Origin of the sequence: Marinobacter sp. EVN1 (genome assembly GCF_000475375.1) — a bacterium.
GTDB classification, from domain to species: Bacteria; Pseudomonadota; Gammaproteobacteria; order Pseudomonadales; family Oleiphilaceae; genus Marinobacter; species Marinobacter nauticus.
Genome location: NZ_AXCB01000045.1, coordinates 323,426 through 339,306, shown reverse-complemented (window position 1 = coordinate 339,306; position 15,881 = coordinate 323,426). Strand labels below are relative to the sequence as shown.

Annotated in this window: 20 protein-coding genes and 1 other RNA gene; 15 read left to right on the top strand and 6 right to left on the bottom strand. The window is 59.8% G+C overall.

From position 1 onward, the window contains the following. The first annotated feature begins 79 nt into the window (after nt 1-79). The 9 genes from ubiE to Q674_RS36250 all read left to right on the top strand — a co-directional run bounded on the left by ubiE (nt 80) and on the right by Q674_RS36250 (nt 6,208). On the top strand, nt 80-862 hold the full coding sequence (gene ubiE, locus Q674_RS36290) for a bifunctional demethylmenaquinone methyltransferase/2-methoxy-6-polyprenyl-1,4-benzoquinol methylase UbiE (RefSeq protein ID WP_014422685.1): 783 nt from the start codon (nt 80-82) through the stop codon (nt 860-862). After that, nucleotides 862-1,503, top strand: coding sequence for an SCP2 domain-containing protein (locus tag Q674_RS36285; protein ID WP_023009610.1), 642 nt, complete (start codon nt 862-864; stop codon nt 1,501-1,503). Before ubiE ends, Q674_RS36285 begins: the two co-directional genes overlap by 1 nt. Continuing rightward, nucleotides 1,500-3,143: a ubiquinone biosynthesis regulatory protein kinase UbiB gene (ubiB, locus tag Q674_RS36280; protein ID WP_023009609.1), complete on the top strand. Its 1,644-nt coding sequence runs from the start codon at nt 1,500-1,502 to the stop codon at nt 3,141-3,143. The genes Q674_RS36285 and ubiB overlap by 4 nt, the downstream gene beginning before the upstream one ends. 27 nt (nt 3,144-3,170) lie before the next feature. Next, nucleotides 3,171-3,587: a phosphoribosyl-AMP cyclohydrolase gene (gene hisI, locus Q674_RS36275; protein WP_023009608.1), complete on the top strand. Its 417-nt coding sequence runs from the start codon at nt 3,171-3,173 to the stop codon at nt 3,585-3,587. A 12-nt stretch (nt 3,588-3,599) separates the two neighbouring features. Beyond that, nucleotides 3,600-3,929 (top strand): phosphoribosyl-ATP diphosphatase, encoded by a 330-nt coding sequence (locus Q674_RS36270; RefSeq protein WP_011786831.1) that lies wholly within the window; start codon nt 3,600-3,602, stop codon nt 3,927-3,929. Nucleotides 3,930-4,015: 86 nt separating this feature from the next. Then, nucleotides 4,016-4,243, top strand: a complete 228-nt coding sequence (tatA, locus tag Q674_RS36265) for a Sec-independent protein translocase subunit TatA (protein ID WP_011786832.1) — start codon at nt 4,016-4,018, stop codon at nt 4,241-4,243. A gap of 11 nt (nt 4,244-4,254) precedes the next feature. Beyond that, a complete protein-coding gene (gene tatB, locus Q674_RS36260; protein WP_023009607.1) occupies nt 4,255-4,710 on the top strand; it encodes a Sec-independent protein translocase protein TatB in 456 nt (151 codons plus the stop codon). Then, nucleotides 4,707-5,489 carry a twin-arginine translocase subunit TatC gene (gene tatC, locus Q674_RS36255; protein ID WP_023009606.1) on the top strand — a complete coding sequence of 261 codons (783 nt, stop codon included), beginning with the start codon at nt 4,707-4,709 and terminating at the stop codon, nt 5,487-5,489. Before tatB ends, tatC begins: the two co-directional genes overlap by 4 nt. Further along, nucleotides 5,489-6,208: a 16S rRNA (uracil(1498)-N(3))-methyltransferase gene (locus Q674_RS36250; RefSeq protein WP_023009605.1), complete on the top strand. Its 720-nt coding sequence runs from the start codon at nt 5,489-5,491 to the stop codon at nt 6,206-6,208. The genes tatC and Q674_RS36250 overlap by 1 nt, the downstream gene beginning before the upstream one ends. 21 nt (nt 6,209-6,229) lie before the next feature. On the opposite strand, the gene Q674_RS36245 is transcribed toward Q674_RS36250, so the two are convergent. The 5 genes from Q674_RS36245 to Q674_RS36225 form a co-directional block, all read right to left on the bottom strand. Continuing rightward, nucleotides 6,230-7,144, bottom strand: coding sequence for a DUF808 domain-containing protein (locus Q674_RS36245; RefSeq protein ID WP_023009604.1), 915 nt, complete (start codon nt 7,142-7,144; stop codon nt 6,230-6,232). Between the two features lie 92 nt (nt 7,145-7,236). Continuing rightward, entirely contained in the window at nt 7,237-8,463 is a 1,227-nt protein-coding gene (locus Q674_RS36240; protein ID WP_023009603.1) for a UbiH/UbiF/VisC/COQ6 family ubiquinone biosynthesis hydroxylase, read from the bottom strand. Then, the gene (gene ubiH, locus Q674_RS36235; protein WP_023009602.1) at nt 8,453-9,739 is read right to left on the bottom strand and encodes a 2-octaprenyl-6-methoxyphenyl hydroxylase; all 1,287 of its coding nucleotides are present in this window, start codon (nt 9,737-9,739) and stop codon (nt 8,453-8,455) included. The genes Q674_RS36240 and ubiH overlap by 11 nt, the downstream gene beginning before the upstream one ends. 4 nt (nt 9,740-9,743) lie before the next feature. Further along, complete coding sequence (pepP, locus tag Q674_RS36230; protein ID WP_023009601.1) at nt 9,744-11,063, bottom strand: Xaa-Pro aminopeptidase; 1,320 nt, start codon at nt 11,061-11,063, stop codon at nt 9,744-9,746. 12 nt (nt 11,064-11,075) lie between these two features. Beyond that, nucleotides 11,076-11,672: a UPF0149 family protein gene (locus Q674_RS36225; protein WP_011786840.1), complete on the bottom strand. Its 597-nt coding sequence runs from the start codon at nt 11,670-11,672 to the stop codon at nt 11,076-11,078. Nucleotides 11,673-11,856: 184 nt separating this feature from the next. Between Q674_RS36225 and Q674_RS36220 the strand changes: the two genes are divergently transcribed. Next, nucleotides 11,857-12,438: a ZrgA family zinc uptake protein gene (locus tag Q674_RS36220; RefSeq protein WP_023009600.1), complete on the top strand. Its 582-nt coding sequence runs from the start codon at nt 11,857-11,859 to the stop codon at nt 12,436-12,438. Nucleotides 12,439-12,442: 4 nt separating this feature from the next. Here the strand turns inward: Q674_RS36220 and Q674_RS36215 are convergent, their stop codons facing one another. Further along, nucleotides 12,443-12,958, bottom strand: coding sequence for a DUF3299 domain-containing protein (locus Q674_RS36215; protein WP_031210328.1), 516 nt, complete (start codon nt 12,956-12,958; stop codon nt 12,443-12,445). 69 nt (nt 12,959-13,027) lie between these two features. Between Q674_RS36215 and Q674_RS36210 the strand changes: the two genes are divergently transcribed. From Q674_RS36210 to ssrS, 5 genes are all read left to right on the top strand, one after another. Then, a complete protein-coding gene (locus tag Q674_RS36210) occupies nt 13,028-13,741 on the top strand; it encodes an ABC transporter ATP-binding protein (RefSeq protein ID WP_023009598.1) in 714 nt (237 codons plus the stop codon). Next, the gene (locus Q674_RS36205; RefSeq protein WP_023009597.1) at nt 13,738-15,015 is read left to right on the top strand and encodes an ABC transporter permease; all 1,278 of its coding nucleotides are present in this window, start codon (nt 13,738-13,740) and stop codon (nt 15,013-15,015) included. The genes Q674_RS36210 and Q674_RS36205 overlap by 4 nt, the downstream gene beginning before the upstream one ends. Nucleotides 15,016-15,133: 118 nt before the next feature. Further along, nucleotides 15,134-15,340 (top strand): TIGR02449 family protein, encoded by a 207-nt coding sequence (locus Q674_RS0120910; protein ID WP_011786845.1) that lies wholly within the window; start codon nt 15,134-15,136, stop codon nt 15,338-15,340. Further along, complete coding sequence (locus Q674_RS36200; RefSeq protein ID WP_023009596.1) at nt 15,340-15,636, top strand: cell division protein ZapA; 297 nt, start codon at nt 15,340-15,342, stop codon at nt 15,634-15,636. The genes Q674_RS0120910 and Q674_RS36200 overlap by 1 nt, the downstream gene beginning before the upstream one ends. A gap of 61 nt (nt 15,637-15,697) precedes the next feature. Further along, nucleotides 15,698-15,878: non-coding RNA, 6S RNA (gene ssrS, locus Q674_RS40965), on the top strand. Nucleotides 15,879-15,881 lie beyond the last annotated feature (3 nt).

The window sequence follows — 15,881 nt, the reverse complement described above, 5'->3', positions numbered from 1 at the left end:
GTGTAAGCCGGCAATAAACTTGTAGCCAACCCCTCAAAGGTTAGAATACAGGGCTTAGATTCTGACAGGACCAACTTCCATGAGCGAGCAGCAAGCACCGGGCACCCAAGGCAACGGCCAGGACGACGTTACCCACTTCGGCTTTCGCAATGTGCCGAAAAGCCAGAAGGCCGGTCAGGTGGCCCAGGTTTTCCACAGTGTCGCCGGCAAGTACGACCTCATGAACGACCTGATGTCCATGGGCATTCATCGCCTGTGGAAGCGCTTTACTATTGAATTGAGCGGCGTACGCCCGGGCCATCAGGTGTTGGACATTGCCGGCGGTACCGGCGACCTGACCATGAAGTTTTCCGATCTGGTGGGCCCGTCCGGCAAAGTGGTGCTGGCCGATATCAATGCCTCCATGCTGCAGGTGGGTCGCAGCCGCCTGACCGACCGGGGTTACGCCGGCAACATCGAATACGTACAGGCCGATGCCGAACACCTGCCGTTCCCGGACAACAGTTTCCAGGCGGTGTCTATTGCTTTCGGCCTACGCAATGTGACCGACAAGGATCAGGCCCTGCGGGATATGGCCCGGGTACTTAAGCCGGGCGGCAAGCTGATGGTGCTGGAATTCTCCAAGCCCACCAACCCGCTGCTGAGCAAGGCCTACGACACGTATTCCTTCACCGCCCTGCCCCTGATGGGCCAGCTGATTGCCGGGGACAGCGAGAGCTATAAGTACCTGGCCGAGTCCATCCGCATGCATCCGGATCAGGAAACCCTGAAGGGCATGATGGAAACTGCCGGCCTGGTGAACTGCAAGTACTACAACATGACCGGCGGCATCGTGGCCCTGCACGTGGGAATCAAACCCTGATGTTCCCCGGCCCGACCCTGCTGTCTGCGACAGGCGCCATTATTGAGGGCGCCCTGAACCGGGCGCTGGCACTGGACCCGGCGGGCCAGCGTGCCTTGCTGGGCGCCTTGGGCGGGCCGGTTCAGTTCACCATTACAGCCCCGGTCACCATGCACTGGACCCTGAATCGCGTTGGCGAACGGGTACAGGTTCGCAGTCAGCCGGATCCGCAACCGGTGTTAATCATCACCGGGCGGCCGGTCGCCTTTGCCGCCCTGGCACTGGGCGATGACCGGGTATTTGCCGACGAACGCCTGACGGTGGAGGGCGACACGGCCCTGGCCCACCAGTTGCAGCTCGCTCTGAACCAGCTGCAACCGGATTGGGAAGCGGCTATGGCAAACCACCTGGGCGATGTGCCGGCCCATTTCATCGGCAAACGCATCCGCCAGGCAGTCAAGTGGAGCCGCCAGGCTTTCAGCACCATGAACGCCAATGTGGAGGAGTATGTCCACGAAGAGAGCCGCACTCTGCCCGGCCGGCGGGAGCTGGAGGCCACATTTCAGGATATCGATGAGCTGAGCCTGCGCACCGAACGCCTGGAGGCTCGGCTGAAGCAACTGCAAGCACCCGGCAGCGATAACAATACGGAGACCCTGTGACCCGCCTGCAACGCCTGTTCCGAATTGCCTGGGTATTCTGCCGCTACCGGCTGGACACGTTTCTGCCTTTGTCTGAACTGCCCACACCGCTGAAAATCTTTTTTCTGCTGGCACCCTGGCACCTGTTCCCACAGCCAAAACTGAGCCGGGGTGACCGCCTGCGTCTGGCCCTGGAAGAGCTGGGCCCGGTTTTCGTTAAGTTCGGACAGATTCTCTCTACCCGCCGGGATCTATTGCCGGATGACATGGCCGAATCCCTGAAACAGCTACAGGATCGGGTTCCACCGTTCCCCAGTGAACAGGCCCGAGGCATTATCGAGAAATCGTTGGCTGCGCCCGTCTCGGAACTGTTTGCCGAGTTCAGTCCAGATCCCATGGCCTCGGCGTCGGTGGCTCAAGTGCACGCCGCAACCCTACCCAACGGCCAGAAGGTGGTGGTCAAGGTTTTGCGCCCCGGCATCGAAAAAGTCATCCGCCAGGATCTGGGCCTGATGTACCTGATGGCCGGCCTGCTCGAAAAGTACTGGTCTGAGGGTAAGCGCCTGCACCCCGTGGAGGTGGTGGCAGACTATGACTCCACCATCCACGACGAACTGGATCTGCAACGGGAAGCCGCCAACGCCAGCCAGTTGCGCCGGAATTTCGAGAACTCCCCGTTGATCTACATCCCCTTTATCGACTGGGACTACACCCGCAAATCGGTGCTGGTGATGGAACGCATTCATGGCATTCCCATTGCCGATGTACCCGCCCTTGAAAAGGCGGGCGTCAACATGAAGGTACTGGCGGAAAAAGGGGTGGAGATCTTCTTTACCCAGGTATTCCGTGACAGCTTTTTCCATGCTGACATGCATCCGGGCAATATCTTTGTCGATGTCAGCAATCCCGCCGACCCGAAGTACATTGCCATCGACTTCGGTATCGTCGGCACTCTGGCCCCCGACGACCAGAGCTATCTCGCCCGTAACCTGTTGGCCTTCTTCCGCCGGGATTACCGCCAGGTAGCACAACTGCACATCCAGTCTGGCTGGGTGCCGCCGGAAACCCGCGTCAACGAGTTTGAGGCCGCCATTCGGACGGTGTGCGAACCCATCTTCGAGCGCCCCCTGAAGGATATTTCCTTTGGTCACTTCCTGTTACGCCTGTTCCAGACCGCTCGGCGCTTCAACATGGAAGTGCAGCCACAACTTGTGCTGTTACAGAAAACCCTACTCAATGTCGAAGGCCTTGGCCGCCAGCTCTATCCAGACCTGGATCTGTGGAGTACCGCCCAGCCGTTTCTGGAAGACTGGATGCGTAAACGCATCGGTCCATCCGGCCTGATCAAGTCTCTGCAGAACCACCTGCCATCATGGCTCGAACAATCGCCAGAGATGCCCCAGTTGGTTCACGACGCACTACTACAGATACGCTCCAGCGGCCCCACCGAATCGCAAAACCGGGCAACCCTGGCGCTGATGAAAGAGCAGCAAATGCGCAGCGAACGCCGTTGGCGCCGGGGCTTCATCGCCCTGGTTCTGGCAGGCGCGGCTCTGGTGGGCAGCCAGCCCCACGCCGGGCAGTGGCTGGCCGATCTGCCGGTCTGGAGCTGGGTCTTGCTTGCCGGAGCGGCAGGCGTCATGCTCCGGGGCAGTCGCTGAACCATCAAAGATTCAGGATTCATAAAAATGCAAGATTCTCCCGCTAACGTCGTACAGCCTGACTGGCTCGACGAGATCCAATGGACAGAAGACGGCCTGGTGCCGGCCATTGCCCAGGACGCCAATAATGGCGATATCCTGATGATGGCCTGGATGAACCGGGAATCTCTCCGGCTCACGGTTGAGGAAGGTCAGGCGGTTTACTGGTCCCGTTCCCGTGGCAAACTCTGGCGCAAGGGCGAGAGCTCCGGGCACCAGCAGGTGCTCCGGGATATCAGGCTCGATTGCGATGCCGATGTGGTGCTGCTGAAAGTGGAACAAAAAGGCGGCATTGCCTGCCATACTGGCCGGCGAAGCTGTTTTTACCGAACCCTGAAAGATGGTCAGTGGGTGAGCGCCGATCCGGTTCTCAAAGACCCGAATACCATCTACGGCAGCAACTGAGGAGCAGACACCGTGAGTGATGTACTGGAACGACTGGCACAGGTACTGGAAGCCCGCAAAGACGCGGATCCCGACACGTCCTACGTCGCCAGCCTGCATGCCAAGGGGCTGAACAAGATACTGGAGAAGGTGGGCGAAGAGTGCACCGAGACGCTGCTGGCCGCCAAGGATGCAGAGCATTCCGGCGAAACCCGGGACCTGGTGTACGAGACGGCCGACCTCTGGTTTCACAGCCTGGTGATGCTGTCACGGTTAGGCCTGGGGCCGAAGGATGTTCTGGATGAACTGGCCAGTCGCTTCGACCTGTCAGGCCTGGAAGAAAAAGCCTCCCGGAATCCGTAAAGGAGTACCCCCAAGGGGTATTTCCGCAAGGGGTAGCGGTTGGCGTACAATGTCATGCAACAGCAACATTTGAACGAGGAACCCTCATGGGTATCAGCATCTGGCAACTTCTTATCGTACTTGGCATCGTCATCCTGTTATTCGGAACCAAGAAACTCCGGAACATCGGCAGCGATCTCGGCGGCGCCATCCGTGGATTCAAAAAATCCATGAGCGACGAGGAAGAGAAGAACGCCGAACAGCAACCGCTGGAAAAACAGAACGCCGAGCAACAAGCCCAGGCGGAAGACAAGCCCAAAGAAAAGCAAGGCTGAGCACCCCCTGAATGTTCGACATCGGCTTTCTAGAGCTGCTGATCTGCGGCGTGATTGCATTGCTCGTGCTGGGCCCGGAGCGTTTGCCGACGGCGGCGCGGGCGGCTGGCCGCTGGATCGGTGGCGCCCGGCGCATGGTCAGCCAGTTCACCAGTGAACTGGACCGGCAGTTGAAGGCCGAAGAACTCCGGGAGGAGCTGCGCAAGGCGGGTGATGTGGGCCTGGACGATGTGGAGAAGACCGTGCGCGGCGCCCTGGATGAGGCGAAAAAGTACGAGCACATGATCCTGCCGGACGATCAGACCCGCAAGCCCAGGCCGGCACCGGCAACCCGGCGGGTTACGCCCCCGTCTCCGGAGGCGGGCGAACAGCCCGAACCTCCGCATGAACCCGTCAGGGATGAGACGGCGGCCAGCGATCAACCCAGTGAATCCTCACCGACCATCCCCTCGGACAAGCATTCATGAGCGCCACCCAAGACGGCCAGCAGACATCGTCTGAACAGCAGGAAATGCCCCTGATCGAGCATTTGCTCGAGCTACGCAACCGGCTACTGAAAATGGTGTTGGCGGTGATTATCTGTTTCGCCGTCATCTATCCATTTGCCAACGAGCTCTACCTGCTGTTATCCCAGCCGTTGCGCGAACTTTTGCCGGTCGGCCAGACCATGATCGCCACCGACATCACCTCGCCTTTCTTTGCGCCCCTGAAGCTGGCGCTGGTTCTGGCGGTATTTGTCGCCATTCCGATCATTCTCTACCAGCTCTGGAGTTTTGTGGCGCCCGGGCTCTATGCCCATGAAAAGCGCCTGGCCTTCCCGCTGTTGTTTACTTCCGTGCTGTTGTTCTACGCTGGCGCGGCTTTCGCCTATTTCGTGGTCTTTCCGCTGGTGTTCGGTTTCTTTACCGCCATCGGCCCGGAGGGCATTGTCGAACTGCCTGACATCAGCAGTTATCTGAACTTCGTGCTCAAGATGTTCTTTGCCTTCGGCATTGCGTTTGAAATCCCCATTGCGACGGTACTGCTGATTCTGACCGGCGCCACCACGCCGCAAGACCTGGCCGCCAAGCGCCCCTATGTGGTCGTGGCCTGTTTCATCATCGGCATGCTGCTGACCCCACCAGATATCATCTCCCAAACGCTCCTGGCCGTGCCCATGTGGATTCTGTTCGAGTTCGGCATCATCTTTGGTCGCCTCGCCTACCGGGAACGGGAAGAGGCCGACGGAGAAGAGCCCGAAGCCTGATGAATCTGGCCCTGCTGTTTGAGGAAGACTTCGTCGCCCCGGACCGGGTGCGTCTCCGCGGTCGTCGGCTGGATCACCTGAAAACGGTGCTCAAAGCCGGCACCGGCCATCGCATACCGGCTGGCCGGGTAAACGGCCTGATGGGCCATGCTGAAGTGCTGTCAATGACAGAGACCGAGGCCGAATTGCTGGTAACCCTGGATCAGCAACCCCCTGCCCCCTTACCGCTCACGCTGATACTGGCCATGCCCCGGCCCAAGATGTTCCGGCGGGTACTGCAGACCTGCGCCTCTCTGGGTGTGAAGGATCTCTGGCTGATCAACAGCTACAAGGTGGAAAAGAGTTTCTGGCAAACGCCCTGGCTAACCGAGGATCATCTGAGAGAGAACCTGACCCTGGGCCTTGAACAGGCCAAAGACACTTTGATGCCTCAGGTCCATATCCGCAAGCTGTTTAAACCCTTTGTGGAGGATGAACTACCGACACTGCTAGAGGGCAAACGGGCACTGGTGGCGCATCCGGGCATGGCGGCGCCCTGCCCCACCCACCTCAATGAGCCGGCCGCCCTGTGCATTGGTCCGGAAGGGGGCTTTACCGATTACGAAGTCGGCAAGCTGGAGGAAGCCGGCTGCCAGAGCGTGCATCTGGGCCCGAGGATTCTTCGGGTTGAAACCGCTGTGCCGGTGCTGATCAGCCGGCTGTTTGACGCCTGCCTGTGATCGGGCCGGCTCCGCCATAGATTACGCCGCCCGGCGTTCCCAAAGCTTCGCAACGGGCGTAATAACAAGAACCAGAATAGCACCGGCCAGCAGGCCAAACAGGCCATCCCCGACCGTGGTGACCAGCACTTCCGGCACTGAAGAAATCATTCCGGCCACATGGTGAATGGCCCCGTACACCGCCGGTATACCATGGGTCAGAATACCTCCGCCCACCAGGAACATTGCAATGGTGCCCAGTACCGACAGGGTTTTCATCATCCAGGGCGCCAGCCACAGAATGCCCTGCCCCAGCTTCTGGGCGAAGGCACTGGCTTTCTGGCTCAGGTAAAGGCCGGCGTCGTCCAGCTTCACAATACCCGCCACCAGCCCATACACACCGACGGTCACCATCAACGCCACGACGGTCAGCACCGCAAACTGCATTCCGAAGTTCTTGTCGGCCACGGTTCCTAACGTGATGGCGATGATTTCGGCGGAGAGAATAAAGTCGGTCCTGACAGCGCCCTTGATCTTGTCTTTCTCAACCGCTTTAAGGTCCACATCCGGCTTTTTCAGAGCCTCCCGCAGCTCTTGCCGGTGCTTTTCTTCCTGCTCTTTGTGCAGGAACCTGTGAACCAGCTTCTCGGCCCCCTCAAAGCAAAGGAAGGCACCACCGAGCATCAACAGCGGGGTAATGAGCCAGGGTACAAAAAAGCTGATGGCCAGTGCCGCCGGCACCAGAATGGCCTTGTTAATAAGCGAACCCTTGGCGACCGCCCACACCACCGGGATTTCCCGGGCAGGTCGAACACCGGTGACCTGCTGCGCATTCAACGCCAGGTCATCGCCCAGCACACCGGCGGTTTTCTTGGTAGCAGCTTTGGTCATCACCGCCACGTCATCCAGTACGGCAGCAATGTCATCAAGTAATACGAGCAGGCTGGAGCCGGCCATAGACAGTTCCTTTGCAAATTGAACACGAAGGCGAGGAGTTTACGAAAACAGGCCGCCGGAAAACAGTTCCGGCGACTCAGAATGGACAACCGTTAGCGTTTTATACCCATAGCCTCGGCGGCAATGCGGTTCTTCAGCGGCGCCAGGTTGTCCAGCCAGCGCATACCGGTATTGCGCAACCACCGGATGGCCAGCTCATCCCGGGCAAACAACTGCTTGAAGCCCTCCATGGCCGCCATCATCGCCAGGTTCTCGCCTTTACGGCGGCGCTGATAACGAGCCAATACGGTCTGGTCTGCCGGCGAAAGTGCGAGCTCTTTGGCCCGCCCCAGCTCGTCCAGGAGGGCTGACACATCGCCATAGCCGAGGTTTGCACCCTGGCCGGCGAGCGGGTGAATGGTGTGGGCAGCATCGCCAACCAGTGCCAGGCCGTCGGCAACATACTCCTTGGCATGACGCTGACGCAGCGGAAACGCAAAGCGGCGCGAAACGGATTCGATAACCCCGAGCTGCTGCTCAATCGCCCGCTCCAGCTCCAACCGGAATTGCTCGGTCTCCAACGCCATCAGGCGGCGGGCTTCCGCCGTATCCTGTGACCAGACGATAGAGCAATAGTGCTCGTCTCCAGACTCCGTCAACAACGGCAAAAACGCCAGCGGCCCGGTGGGCGAAAAACGCTGCCACGCAGTGTACTGGTGCGGCTGCCGGGTACGGACGGTGCACACAATGGCTTGCTGATCGTAATCCCATTCCCGGGTAGCCAGTCCCGACCACTGGCGCAGCCGCGACTGGGCACCATCGGCCCCGACCACCAGTTTGGCGGACAGCGTTCGGCCATCGTCCAACTGGATGCCGGCTCCAGCACTCCAGCCCTGCACACGCACACCATCCATCACCGTAACGTTACTGTCCGCTAGCTCGGTAAACAAAGCGCGGACAATCGACCGGTTCTCAACAATGGTACCCAGGGTATCAGCATGGAGTTCAGCCGCATCGAAGTGAATTCGCCCGGTGCCGTCGGCATCCCAGACCGTCATGCCGCGATAGCCGCAATGCCTGCCGGCCTGGATATGGCGCCAGGCCCGTAGACGCTCCAGCAGCTGCTCACTGGCCAGGGAGATGGCGCTGACCCGGGGCTCGAAGTCATCGGTATGACTGGCGGTCTCTCCCGGGGCCAACAGATCCTGAACCCGGGCTCCTTCCACCAGTCCGGTGTTCCAGCCTTGCCGCGACAACCCCAGAGCCAGGGCCGAGCCGACCATTCCGCCACCAACCACCAGAATGTCAAAACACGCCGCACCCACCGACTCACCTGTCATGTTTTTCCGCCTCGAAAGATGACACTCCGGAACCTACCAGCAGCTTGCGCCCACCGGTGCCCATGGCTTTGCGGGCGAACCAGCGTTTGGCCCCCGGCAACAGATCCAGCCCCACCAGCCCTGCATCCCGGGCGGCGGCAACGGGCGCCAGCGGCTGCCCAAATATCCGGATCAGGGAATCGGAGAACTGCACCGTCTGCTGCCAGTCCTGCCGATGCAGTTGTTGGTAACGCCCCAGTACCGAAAGTTCACCAATAGAAATCCCTTCATCAACCGCCCGACGAAACTGTTCCACCAGGGTCATCAATCCCCTGAGTGCCAGGTTAAAGCCCTGGCCAGCCACCGGGTGCAGGGCATGAGCGGCATTACCAACCAGCACAACCCCCGGGCGGGCGGGTTCATCTACCGTAGTCAGGTTCAGGGGATAATGATGGCACTGGCCAATGTGGCTAAAACGCCCAAGACGCCAACCGAACCGTTCCTGCAGTTTCTGACATTTCTGTTCATCCGACAGTGACAGGATCTCGGCCAGAGCCTCGTCTTCCAGGGTCCAGACCAGGGCCGATTGATGCCCCGGCCGCTTCGGGGAACCATGGGGCAGCAAAGCCATGGGACCGGCCTCAGTAAAACGTTCATAAGCCGTAAACTGGTGGCTGTCGCTGGTGGAGACATTGGCTATCAGCGCGTTCTGACCATAGGCTTCGGTGCGGGTTACAAAGCCCAGCTTCTCCCGCAGCCCGGAACGCCCGCCATCGGCGATCACCAGACAACGCGCGGTCAGTTCCTTCTGTGCGCCATCCTTGCGGATGGCCACCCGGACACCGCCAGCCACGGGCTTCATGCCTTCCACCTGAGCCGGCGCCTGCCAACTTACCCTGGTGTCCAGCAAAGCCCGCATCAGACACAGGCCCATCCAGCGGTTGTCTGCCACATAACCCAGGGCATCCTGACCGTGTTCGTTGGCATGCAGACGGGTAGCGCCAAAACGACCCCGGTCAGAGACATGAATGTGGCGGATCGGGGTGGCGTGCTCAGACAACTGCCGCCACAGCCCCAACTGATCAAAGATCAGGCGGGAGCCCCAGGCCAGTGCCGTCGACCGGCTGTCATAGCTGGGCTGGTAATCCTCCGGCAACGCCTCTGGTGACAGCGGAAACGCCTCAACTACCGTTACCTTCAGTTCCGGCACCAGGCGCGCCAGGGCCAGGGCCAGAGTGGCCCCGGCCAGGCCGCCACCGGCAATGATCAGGTCAGTATCCACGCGCTCGGTATTCACTGAATCAGTCCGCCATCAGAGCTTCAATATCGGCAATGGTCTTCGGCACGCCCTCGGTCAGGTTTCGGCAACCCTCTTTGGTGACCACCACATCGTCTTCAATACGGATGCCAATACCCCGCCAGCGCGGCTCTACGTCGGTATTGTCGGGCGCAATATACAGCCCTGGCTCAACGGTCAACGCCATCCCCGGTTCCAGTACCCGCCAGGCATCGCCCACCTTGTAATCGCCAACATCATGGACATCCAGCCCCAGCCAGTGGCCAGTGCGGTGCATAAAGAAAGGTTTGTAGGATTCGTTGGCCAGAGCATCGTCCAGCGTGCCTGCGAGCAGGCCCAGATCGATCAGGCCCTGGGTCAGCACCCTCAGAGCCGCTTCATGGGGCTGGTTCCAGTGATTGTCCGGCTTCACCGCATCGATCGCCGCGTACTGGGCCGCCAACACCACTTCGTAAAGCGCCTTCTGTTCCGGGCTGAACTTGCCACTGACCGGGAAGGTGCGGGTGATGTCCGAGGCGTAGCATTCCAGCTCACAACCCGCGTCTATCAGTACCAGGTCGCCGTCTTTCAGCGGTGCCGCATTTTCGATGTAGTGCAGGATGCAGCCGTTGGCACCACCACCTACGATGGAGGGATAAGCGGTAGAGCGCGCACCATGCTCCATAAAGGTATGAATCAGTTCAGCTTCAAGATTGTACTCATACCCGCCCTGACGAGCCCTCTTCATGGCCCGGCAGTGGGCCTCGGCACTGATCTGGCCGGCCTTTGCCATCACCTTGATTTCGGCAGCACTCTTGTACAGCCGCATATCATGCAGCAGGTGCTCCAGCGCCACCAGCTCCCCAGGGGGGTGCGCTCCGGAACGAACCTTGCTGCGAATCACCTTGAGCCAGTCCATCACCCGGTTATCGAATGCCGGATCCTTGCCCAGCGGATAGTAGACCCGGCTTCGGCCTTCAATCATGCCGGGCAGAATATCGTCGATATCCGCAATGGGGAAAGCATCGTCGAAGCCGTAACGTTCGATGGCGCCCTCAGGGCCCACTAGAAAACCATCCCAGAGCTCTTTCTCCGGGTTCCGCTCCTTGCAGAACAGAACCGCTTCACCATGCTCGCGGCCTGGAATCAGGGCCAACACCGCTTCGGGCTCGCCGAAGCCGGTCAGATACTGGAAATCGCTGTCCTGACGAAACGGGTGTAACACATCGCGGTTACGCACCCGCTCCGGCGCCGCAGGCAGAATGGCGATGCTGTCCGGGGCCATCCGGTCCATCAACTTGCGACGGCGCTCGGCAAACTCTTTCACGGGAATGGTCACAGCCATGATAGCTCCTGATCAGTGCAGGGTGGGCGAATCGCCTGCCGGCTTCTCCGGCTCATTGAACTCGGTGAACACCGCCAGCGCGCCAAGGCGCACGTACTCGGTAATTTCAAGCAGTTGCTGTTCACTTTCGTCGTCGGATTCTTCGTCCTCCGACAGCTGGCTGATGGCCACCATATCCTCGATCAGCTCCCGGATCTCATCCGGAGCCTGGCCAAGGGAAGCGCCGGCCGCCAGCGCCATGCCTTCCAGAAATCCTCGAACCCAGGCCACCAGGGCTTCCAGTCGTTGTTCGATGGCATAGTCGTCATCTGGCAACAACGGCTGAAAACTCATGTCGGTGGACTGCAATTGCTTGAGCGTTTTACCGTAGGCGCTGTTCATAAAGGGGGCGAGGTCATCCGACTCTTCAGCCGCTTCATCAGCCAGCCCCATGTGTTCGCAAACCATGGCCAGCCACTCAGGCTCGTCAATACGGGAGCCTGCCGCCAGCCGGCCACAGAGCACACCGTGCAGCTCAGAGGGGTGGCTGAACGCCTTGTGCGCGGTAAACACGTTGGCCCAGCGTTCAAATTCAGCCGCACGGGCGGCGGAGGTATCGGTTTCGGACATGAAGCTGCCGTTTCCTTATATCGGTGGTGTACGTTCAGATACGCGCCGGGGTGGTGCCCCGACGAATACCGTATCCTAGCATTCTGGGGAAATCCTGGCACGAATACCCGGGCAGACGGGGTTGCTTTTATCTTCACGCCAGACAAAAATGTTATAACATATCAAAGATGGACAGGATGACCCGATGCGCAGAAACGTTATGCCCCTCATGACCGTGGCACTGGCAAGCGCCGCACTGGCTCCGCTGACCGCGGGCGCGGCCAACAACCCCAGCGCCCATCAACATGGCCACGCGGAGCTCCAGGTAGCCATAGACACCAACACCGCCGATGTCTTCCTTCGCTCACCCGCATACAATCTGCTTGGCTTCGAGCACGAGCCACGCACAGAGCAACAGCATCAGCAACTGGCGGATCTGGAGCAGTGGCTGATGTCGACCCCTCTGATTAACACTGAGGATGGCAACTGCAACGTGGAAGATGCCAGCTTTCACAGCTCGTGGCCCGAGGCGCCCCGTCATCACAGTGACCATGCGCACAAACACCATGACCACGATCACGAGGACGGGCAAGCAAACGACCACAGCGATATCGAGATTACCCAATCACTGGCCTGTGACGGACTTGCCGATCACCAGACACTGACCACACCGATGGTGAAGCACTTTCCGGCACTGGAACACCTGGATGTTCAGTGGATCGGCCCTGAAGGCCAAGGCGCCACAAGACTGGAAGCCGGCGACCAGCAATTCCGGGTTGGCCGCTGAACCGTTACTCGGTGTAAGGTTCTACCGACTGCGCCACCATGGAATAGGAGGAAGTGCCGAGATCATTCTCGGTTCGCTCAATCACCAGTTCACCCTCGATCCAGACAGGGTCGTATAGAGCCTCCAGGGTAAACCCTTCATGGTATTTTACGTGGATGATCTGGTTTGGGGGTGGTGGCGGCACATGGATGCAGGCGCCGTAGTAGGGCACCAGGAAGAACTCGAGGATGCGCATATCGTCCGTGGTTTTCAGAGGTACCACAAAGCCCGGAATCCGGCCCTGGACGTTGCCCATTTCCGGAACCACCCGCCCGGTCATGATTTCGTCCGGCAACAGGGGCGGGCCATCGCCCTCATGTTCGATTTCCGGCATAGTCTCGAGCAGCGCCAGATCTTCCGCAGGCATTAACTCAAGCCAGTCGATCTCCCGGGGCTCGGCACGGACCGCCAGGGAAACCAATAACAACAAGCCCAGTCCAAGGCAGGCAAGCGACTTGCGGAACAGAACATCAGTGAACATCAACACGGATTCTCCAAAAAACCAGATCAGCAACCGGCGCCATCATACAACGGCGAGCACGATACGGATATGAACAGCGAGACACGACAACCGCCGGACAGTTCCCGCCCGGACACTCTGGCCATCCGAACCCGGAATCTGCACTTCCGATGGCAAAACCAGGCTCGGGAACTGGCCTTCCCCGATATTCAGCTGACACGTGGTGAACACCTGTTCCTGCACGGCCCCAGTGGTACTGGTAAAAGTACGCTGTTGGGACTGCTCGCAGGCATGCACACGCCCAGCCGTGGCAGCCTTCAGCTGCTGAATCAGGAACTGACCACCATGAAGGCCGGCACCCGGGATCGACTTCGCGCCGATCATATGGGCGTCATCTTCCAGCAGTTCAACCTGGTGCCCTATCTGAGCGCTGTGACCAATGCACTTTTGCCTTGCCAGCTATCAAATCTGCGCCATTCGCGTGCGATACCCTCCGCCACCGAAGCTGCCCAACACCTGCTGACACAACTGGGCATTCCGCAAAGCCACTGGCACCAGGGAGTGACCCGGCTATCGATCGGCCAGCAGCAGAGGGTGGCTGCCGCCCGCGCGCTGATCGGCGCTCCGGAGATCATTCTTGCAGATGAGCCCACGTCTGCTCTGGATAGCGACAATCGGGACCGCTTTCTTGAACTACTGCTAACGCTGGCCGAGCGCAGTAACAGCTCGGTTGTATTTGTCAGCCATGATCAGTCACTGGCCAGGCACTTTCATCATCGCATGGCCCTGGAGGTGGCGCCATGAACAAGCTCAAGCTCACCATCTTCCTCTCCGCCGCCAGTCTGTGGTACCGGCGCCGTGTACTGGCTCTCGTTTGCCTGACCCTGACGCTGAGCGTAACCCTGCTGCTTGGCATCCAGTACCTGCGCACAGAAATCCGACAATCATTCACCAGTACCATCAGCGGCACCGACCTTATCGTAGGGGCCCGCAGTGGCCAGCTGAATCTGCTGCTTTACACGGTGTTCCACATCGGTGATGCCACCAACAACATTCGCTGGTCCACCTATCAGTCCATGACTGAGGACAGCCGCATCGACTGGCTGATACCTATTTCCCTGGGCGACAGCTACCGCGGCTTTCGGGTTGTCAGCACCAACGAGCAGTTCCTGGCCCGCTTCCGCTATGGCAACGACCAACCGCTGACCCTGGCTAGCGGAGACTGGTTTTCTGACCTGTTTGACGTGGTGATCGGCGCCGGCGTGGCACGGCAGCTTGACCATAAACTGAACGACGACCTGGTCCTTTCCCATGGCGGTGGCCGCACCAGCTTCTCGAATCACAAGGACCTGCCATTCCGGGTATCCGGCATTCTCGCGCCAACCGGCACGCCCGTCGACCAGGCGGTTTACATCAGCCTTGAAGCCATGGAAGCCATGCATGTGGGCTGGGAATCCGGCGTGGCCATCCCGGGCCGGACCCTGTCGGCCGACCAGGCACGCAACCGGGACTACACACCGGACACCATCACCGCCGTGTTCATTGGCCTGGACCGCCCGATCCTCACCTTCCAGGTTCAACGGGAGCTGAACCAGGCCCGCGAGGAACCTCTGTCGGCCATCCTGCCGGGTGTGGCCCTGAGCGAGCTCTGGCGGATGATGGGGCAATTTGAAAAAGCCCTGCTGGGCATCAGCGGCTTTGTCGTGATCACCAGCCTGGTGGGACTGATTGCGGTTTTGCTCACCCTGCAAGCCCAGCGGCAACGGGAGATTGCCGTTTTGCGAGCGACCGGAGCTTCACCGGGGCTGATTGCCGGCCTGTACAGCCTGGAGTGCGTCGGGCTTGCCCTGGCCAGTTGCCTGTTCGCCCTGCTGCTCGGCGCTGCCGCCATCGCCGGCCTCAGCCCCTGGCTACTGGAACACTACGGACTGCAAATCCGGCTTCGGCCGATGGCCCGGGAGGAGTGGCTGTTACTGATGGCAGCGCCTCTTTCTGCCCTGCTAGTATCCGCCCTCCCCGCACTGAACACCTGGCGAGCAGGCCGACAACAGGGGTTCGGGGCACAGGATTCCAGCTGAACTGACGCAAAAGGTGACAGGCCTCACGGCGAGCACGCCATGACAATGCGGTAAATTGACCGGTCTGGCGCGCGCACTTATAGTAACTCTCATCAAAATCACCGATGTTGGGCAGGTCATGGAACAGTCCGAAGTACAGGCATTAGCGGACAAGCTGGACAAGCTGATCGAGCGCTGCGACAAGCTGGAGAAAGACAACGCCCTGCTAAGGGAGCTGCAGGACGACTGGAACCGGGAACGGGCCCAGCTAATGCACAAAAACGATCTTGCCAAAAACAAGATTGAAGCCATGATCGGCCGTCTTCGGGCACTGGAGCACCACTGATGTCACAGACCCCAACCACCGTGGAAGTCAGGATTCTCGACAAGGAATACCTGGTGGCCTGTCCGCAGGAAGAGCAGGAAGCCCTTCTACGTGCGGCCCGGCATCTGGACACCAAAATGCGTGAAATCCGCTCCAGCGGCAAGGTATTCGGTACCGAGCGCATTGCCGTGATGGCCGCCCTGAACATCACCCATGAACTGCTGGAACGCGACACCATGTCAGACGCCACCAGCAGCATCCTGCGTGCCATGGATAACCGGCTTGATGAAGCGCTGGGAGAGCCTTCGGACAACTGATCCGGAAAGAATCCGGAAACGGGGTTGCAATCCTCCCCGGCCCTGCCCGTATAATGGAACCAACTTCCTGGGCTGTTCGCTGGTCGGGTACGTCCTCGAGCCGATGCGCATTACCCAGGTGGCTACTTCAGGGCATTGTGAGCATGTCCCCCAAGGGGGAAAGCCTAATATGTCACAGCGGCCACCGACCTTGAACTTCTGGGTTCAAGGGCTACATCCGATAACGGCAGCCCGGGAAGCTTTTC

Bases quoted from the DNA above. Each gene is read 5' to 3' on its own strand.
- ubiE (WP_014422685.1), top strand. From the start codon at position 80: ATGAGCGAGCAGCAAGCACCGGGCACCCAAGGCAACGGCCAGGACGAC.
- Q674_RS36285 (WP_023009610.1), top strand. From the start codon at position 862: ATGTTCCCCGGCCCGACCCTGCTGTCTGCGACAGGCGCCATTATTGAG.
- hisI (WP_023009608.1), top strand. From the start codon at position 3,171: ATGCAAGATTCTCCCGCTAACGTCGTACAGCCTGACTGGCTCGACGAG.
- tatA (WP_011786832.1), top strand. From the start codon at position 4,016: ATGGGTATCAGCATCTGGCAACTTCTTATCGTACTTGGCATCGTCATC.
- tatB (WP_023009607.1), top strand. From the start codon at position 4,255: ATGTTCGACATCGGCTTTCTAGAGCTGCTGATCTGCGGCGTGATTGCA.
- tatC (WP_023009606.1), top strand. From the start codon at position 4,707: ATGAGCGCCACCCAAGACGGCCAGCAGACATCGTCTGAACAGCAGGAA.
- Q674_RS36250 (WP_023009605.1), top strand. From the start codon at position 5,489: ATGAATCTGGCCCTGCTGTTTGAGGAAGACTTCGTCGCCCCGGACCGG.
- Q674_RS36245 (WP_023009604.1), bottom strand. From the start codon at position 7,144: ATGGCCGGCTCCAGCCTGCTCGTATTACTTGATGACATTGCTGCCGTA.
- Q674_RS36240 (WP_023009603.1), bottom strand. From the start codon at position 8,463: ATGACAGGTGAGTCGGTGGGTGCGGCGTGTTTTGACATTCTGGTGGTT.
- pepP (WP_023009601.1), bottom strand. From the start codon at position 11,063: ATGGCTGTGACCATTCCCGTGAAAGAGTTTGCCGAGCGCCGTCGCAAG.
- Q674_RS36225 (WP_011786840.1), bottom strand. From the start codon at position 11,672: ATGTCCGAAACCGATACCTCCGCCGCCCGTGCGGCTGAATTTGAACGC.
- Q674_RS36220 (WP_023009600.1), top strand. From the start codon at position 11,857: ATGCGCAGAAACGTTATGCCCCTCATGACCGTGGCACTGGCAAGCGCC.
- Q674_RS36215 (WP_031210328.1), bottom strand. From the start codon at position 12,958: ATGTTCACTGATGTTCTGTTCCGCAAGTCGCTTGCCTGCCTTGGACTG.
- Q674_RS36210 (WP_023009598.1), top strand. From the start codon at position 13,028: ATGAACAGCGAGACACGACAACCGCCGGACAGTTCCCGCCCGGACACT.
- Q674_RS36205 (WP_023009597.1), top strand. From the start codon at position 13,738: ATGAACAAGCTCAAGCTCACCATCTTCCTCTCCGCCGCCAGTCTGTGG.
- Q674_RS0120910 (WP_011786845.1), top strand. From the start codon at position 15,134: ATGGAACAGTCCGAAGTACAGGCATTAGCGGACAAGCTGGACAAGCTG.
- Q674_RS36200 (WP_023009596.1), top strand. From the start codon at position 15,340: ATGTCACAGACCCCAACCACCGTGGAAGTCAGGATTCTCGACAAGGAA.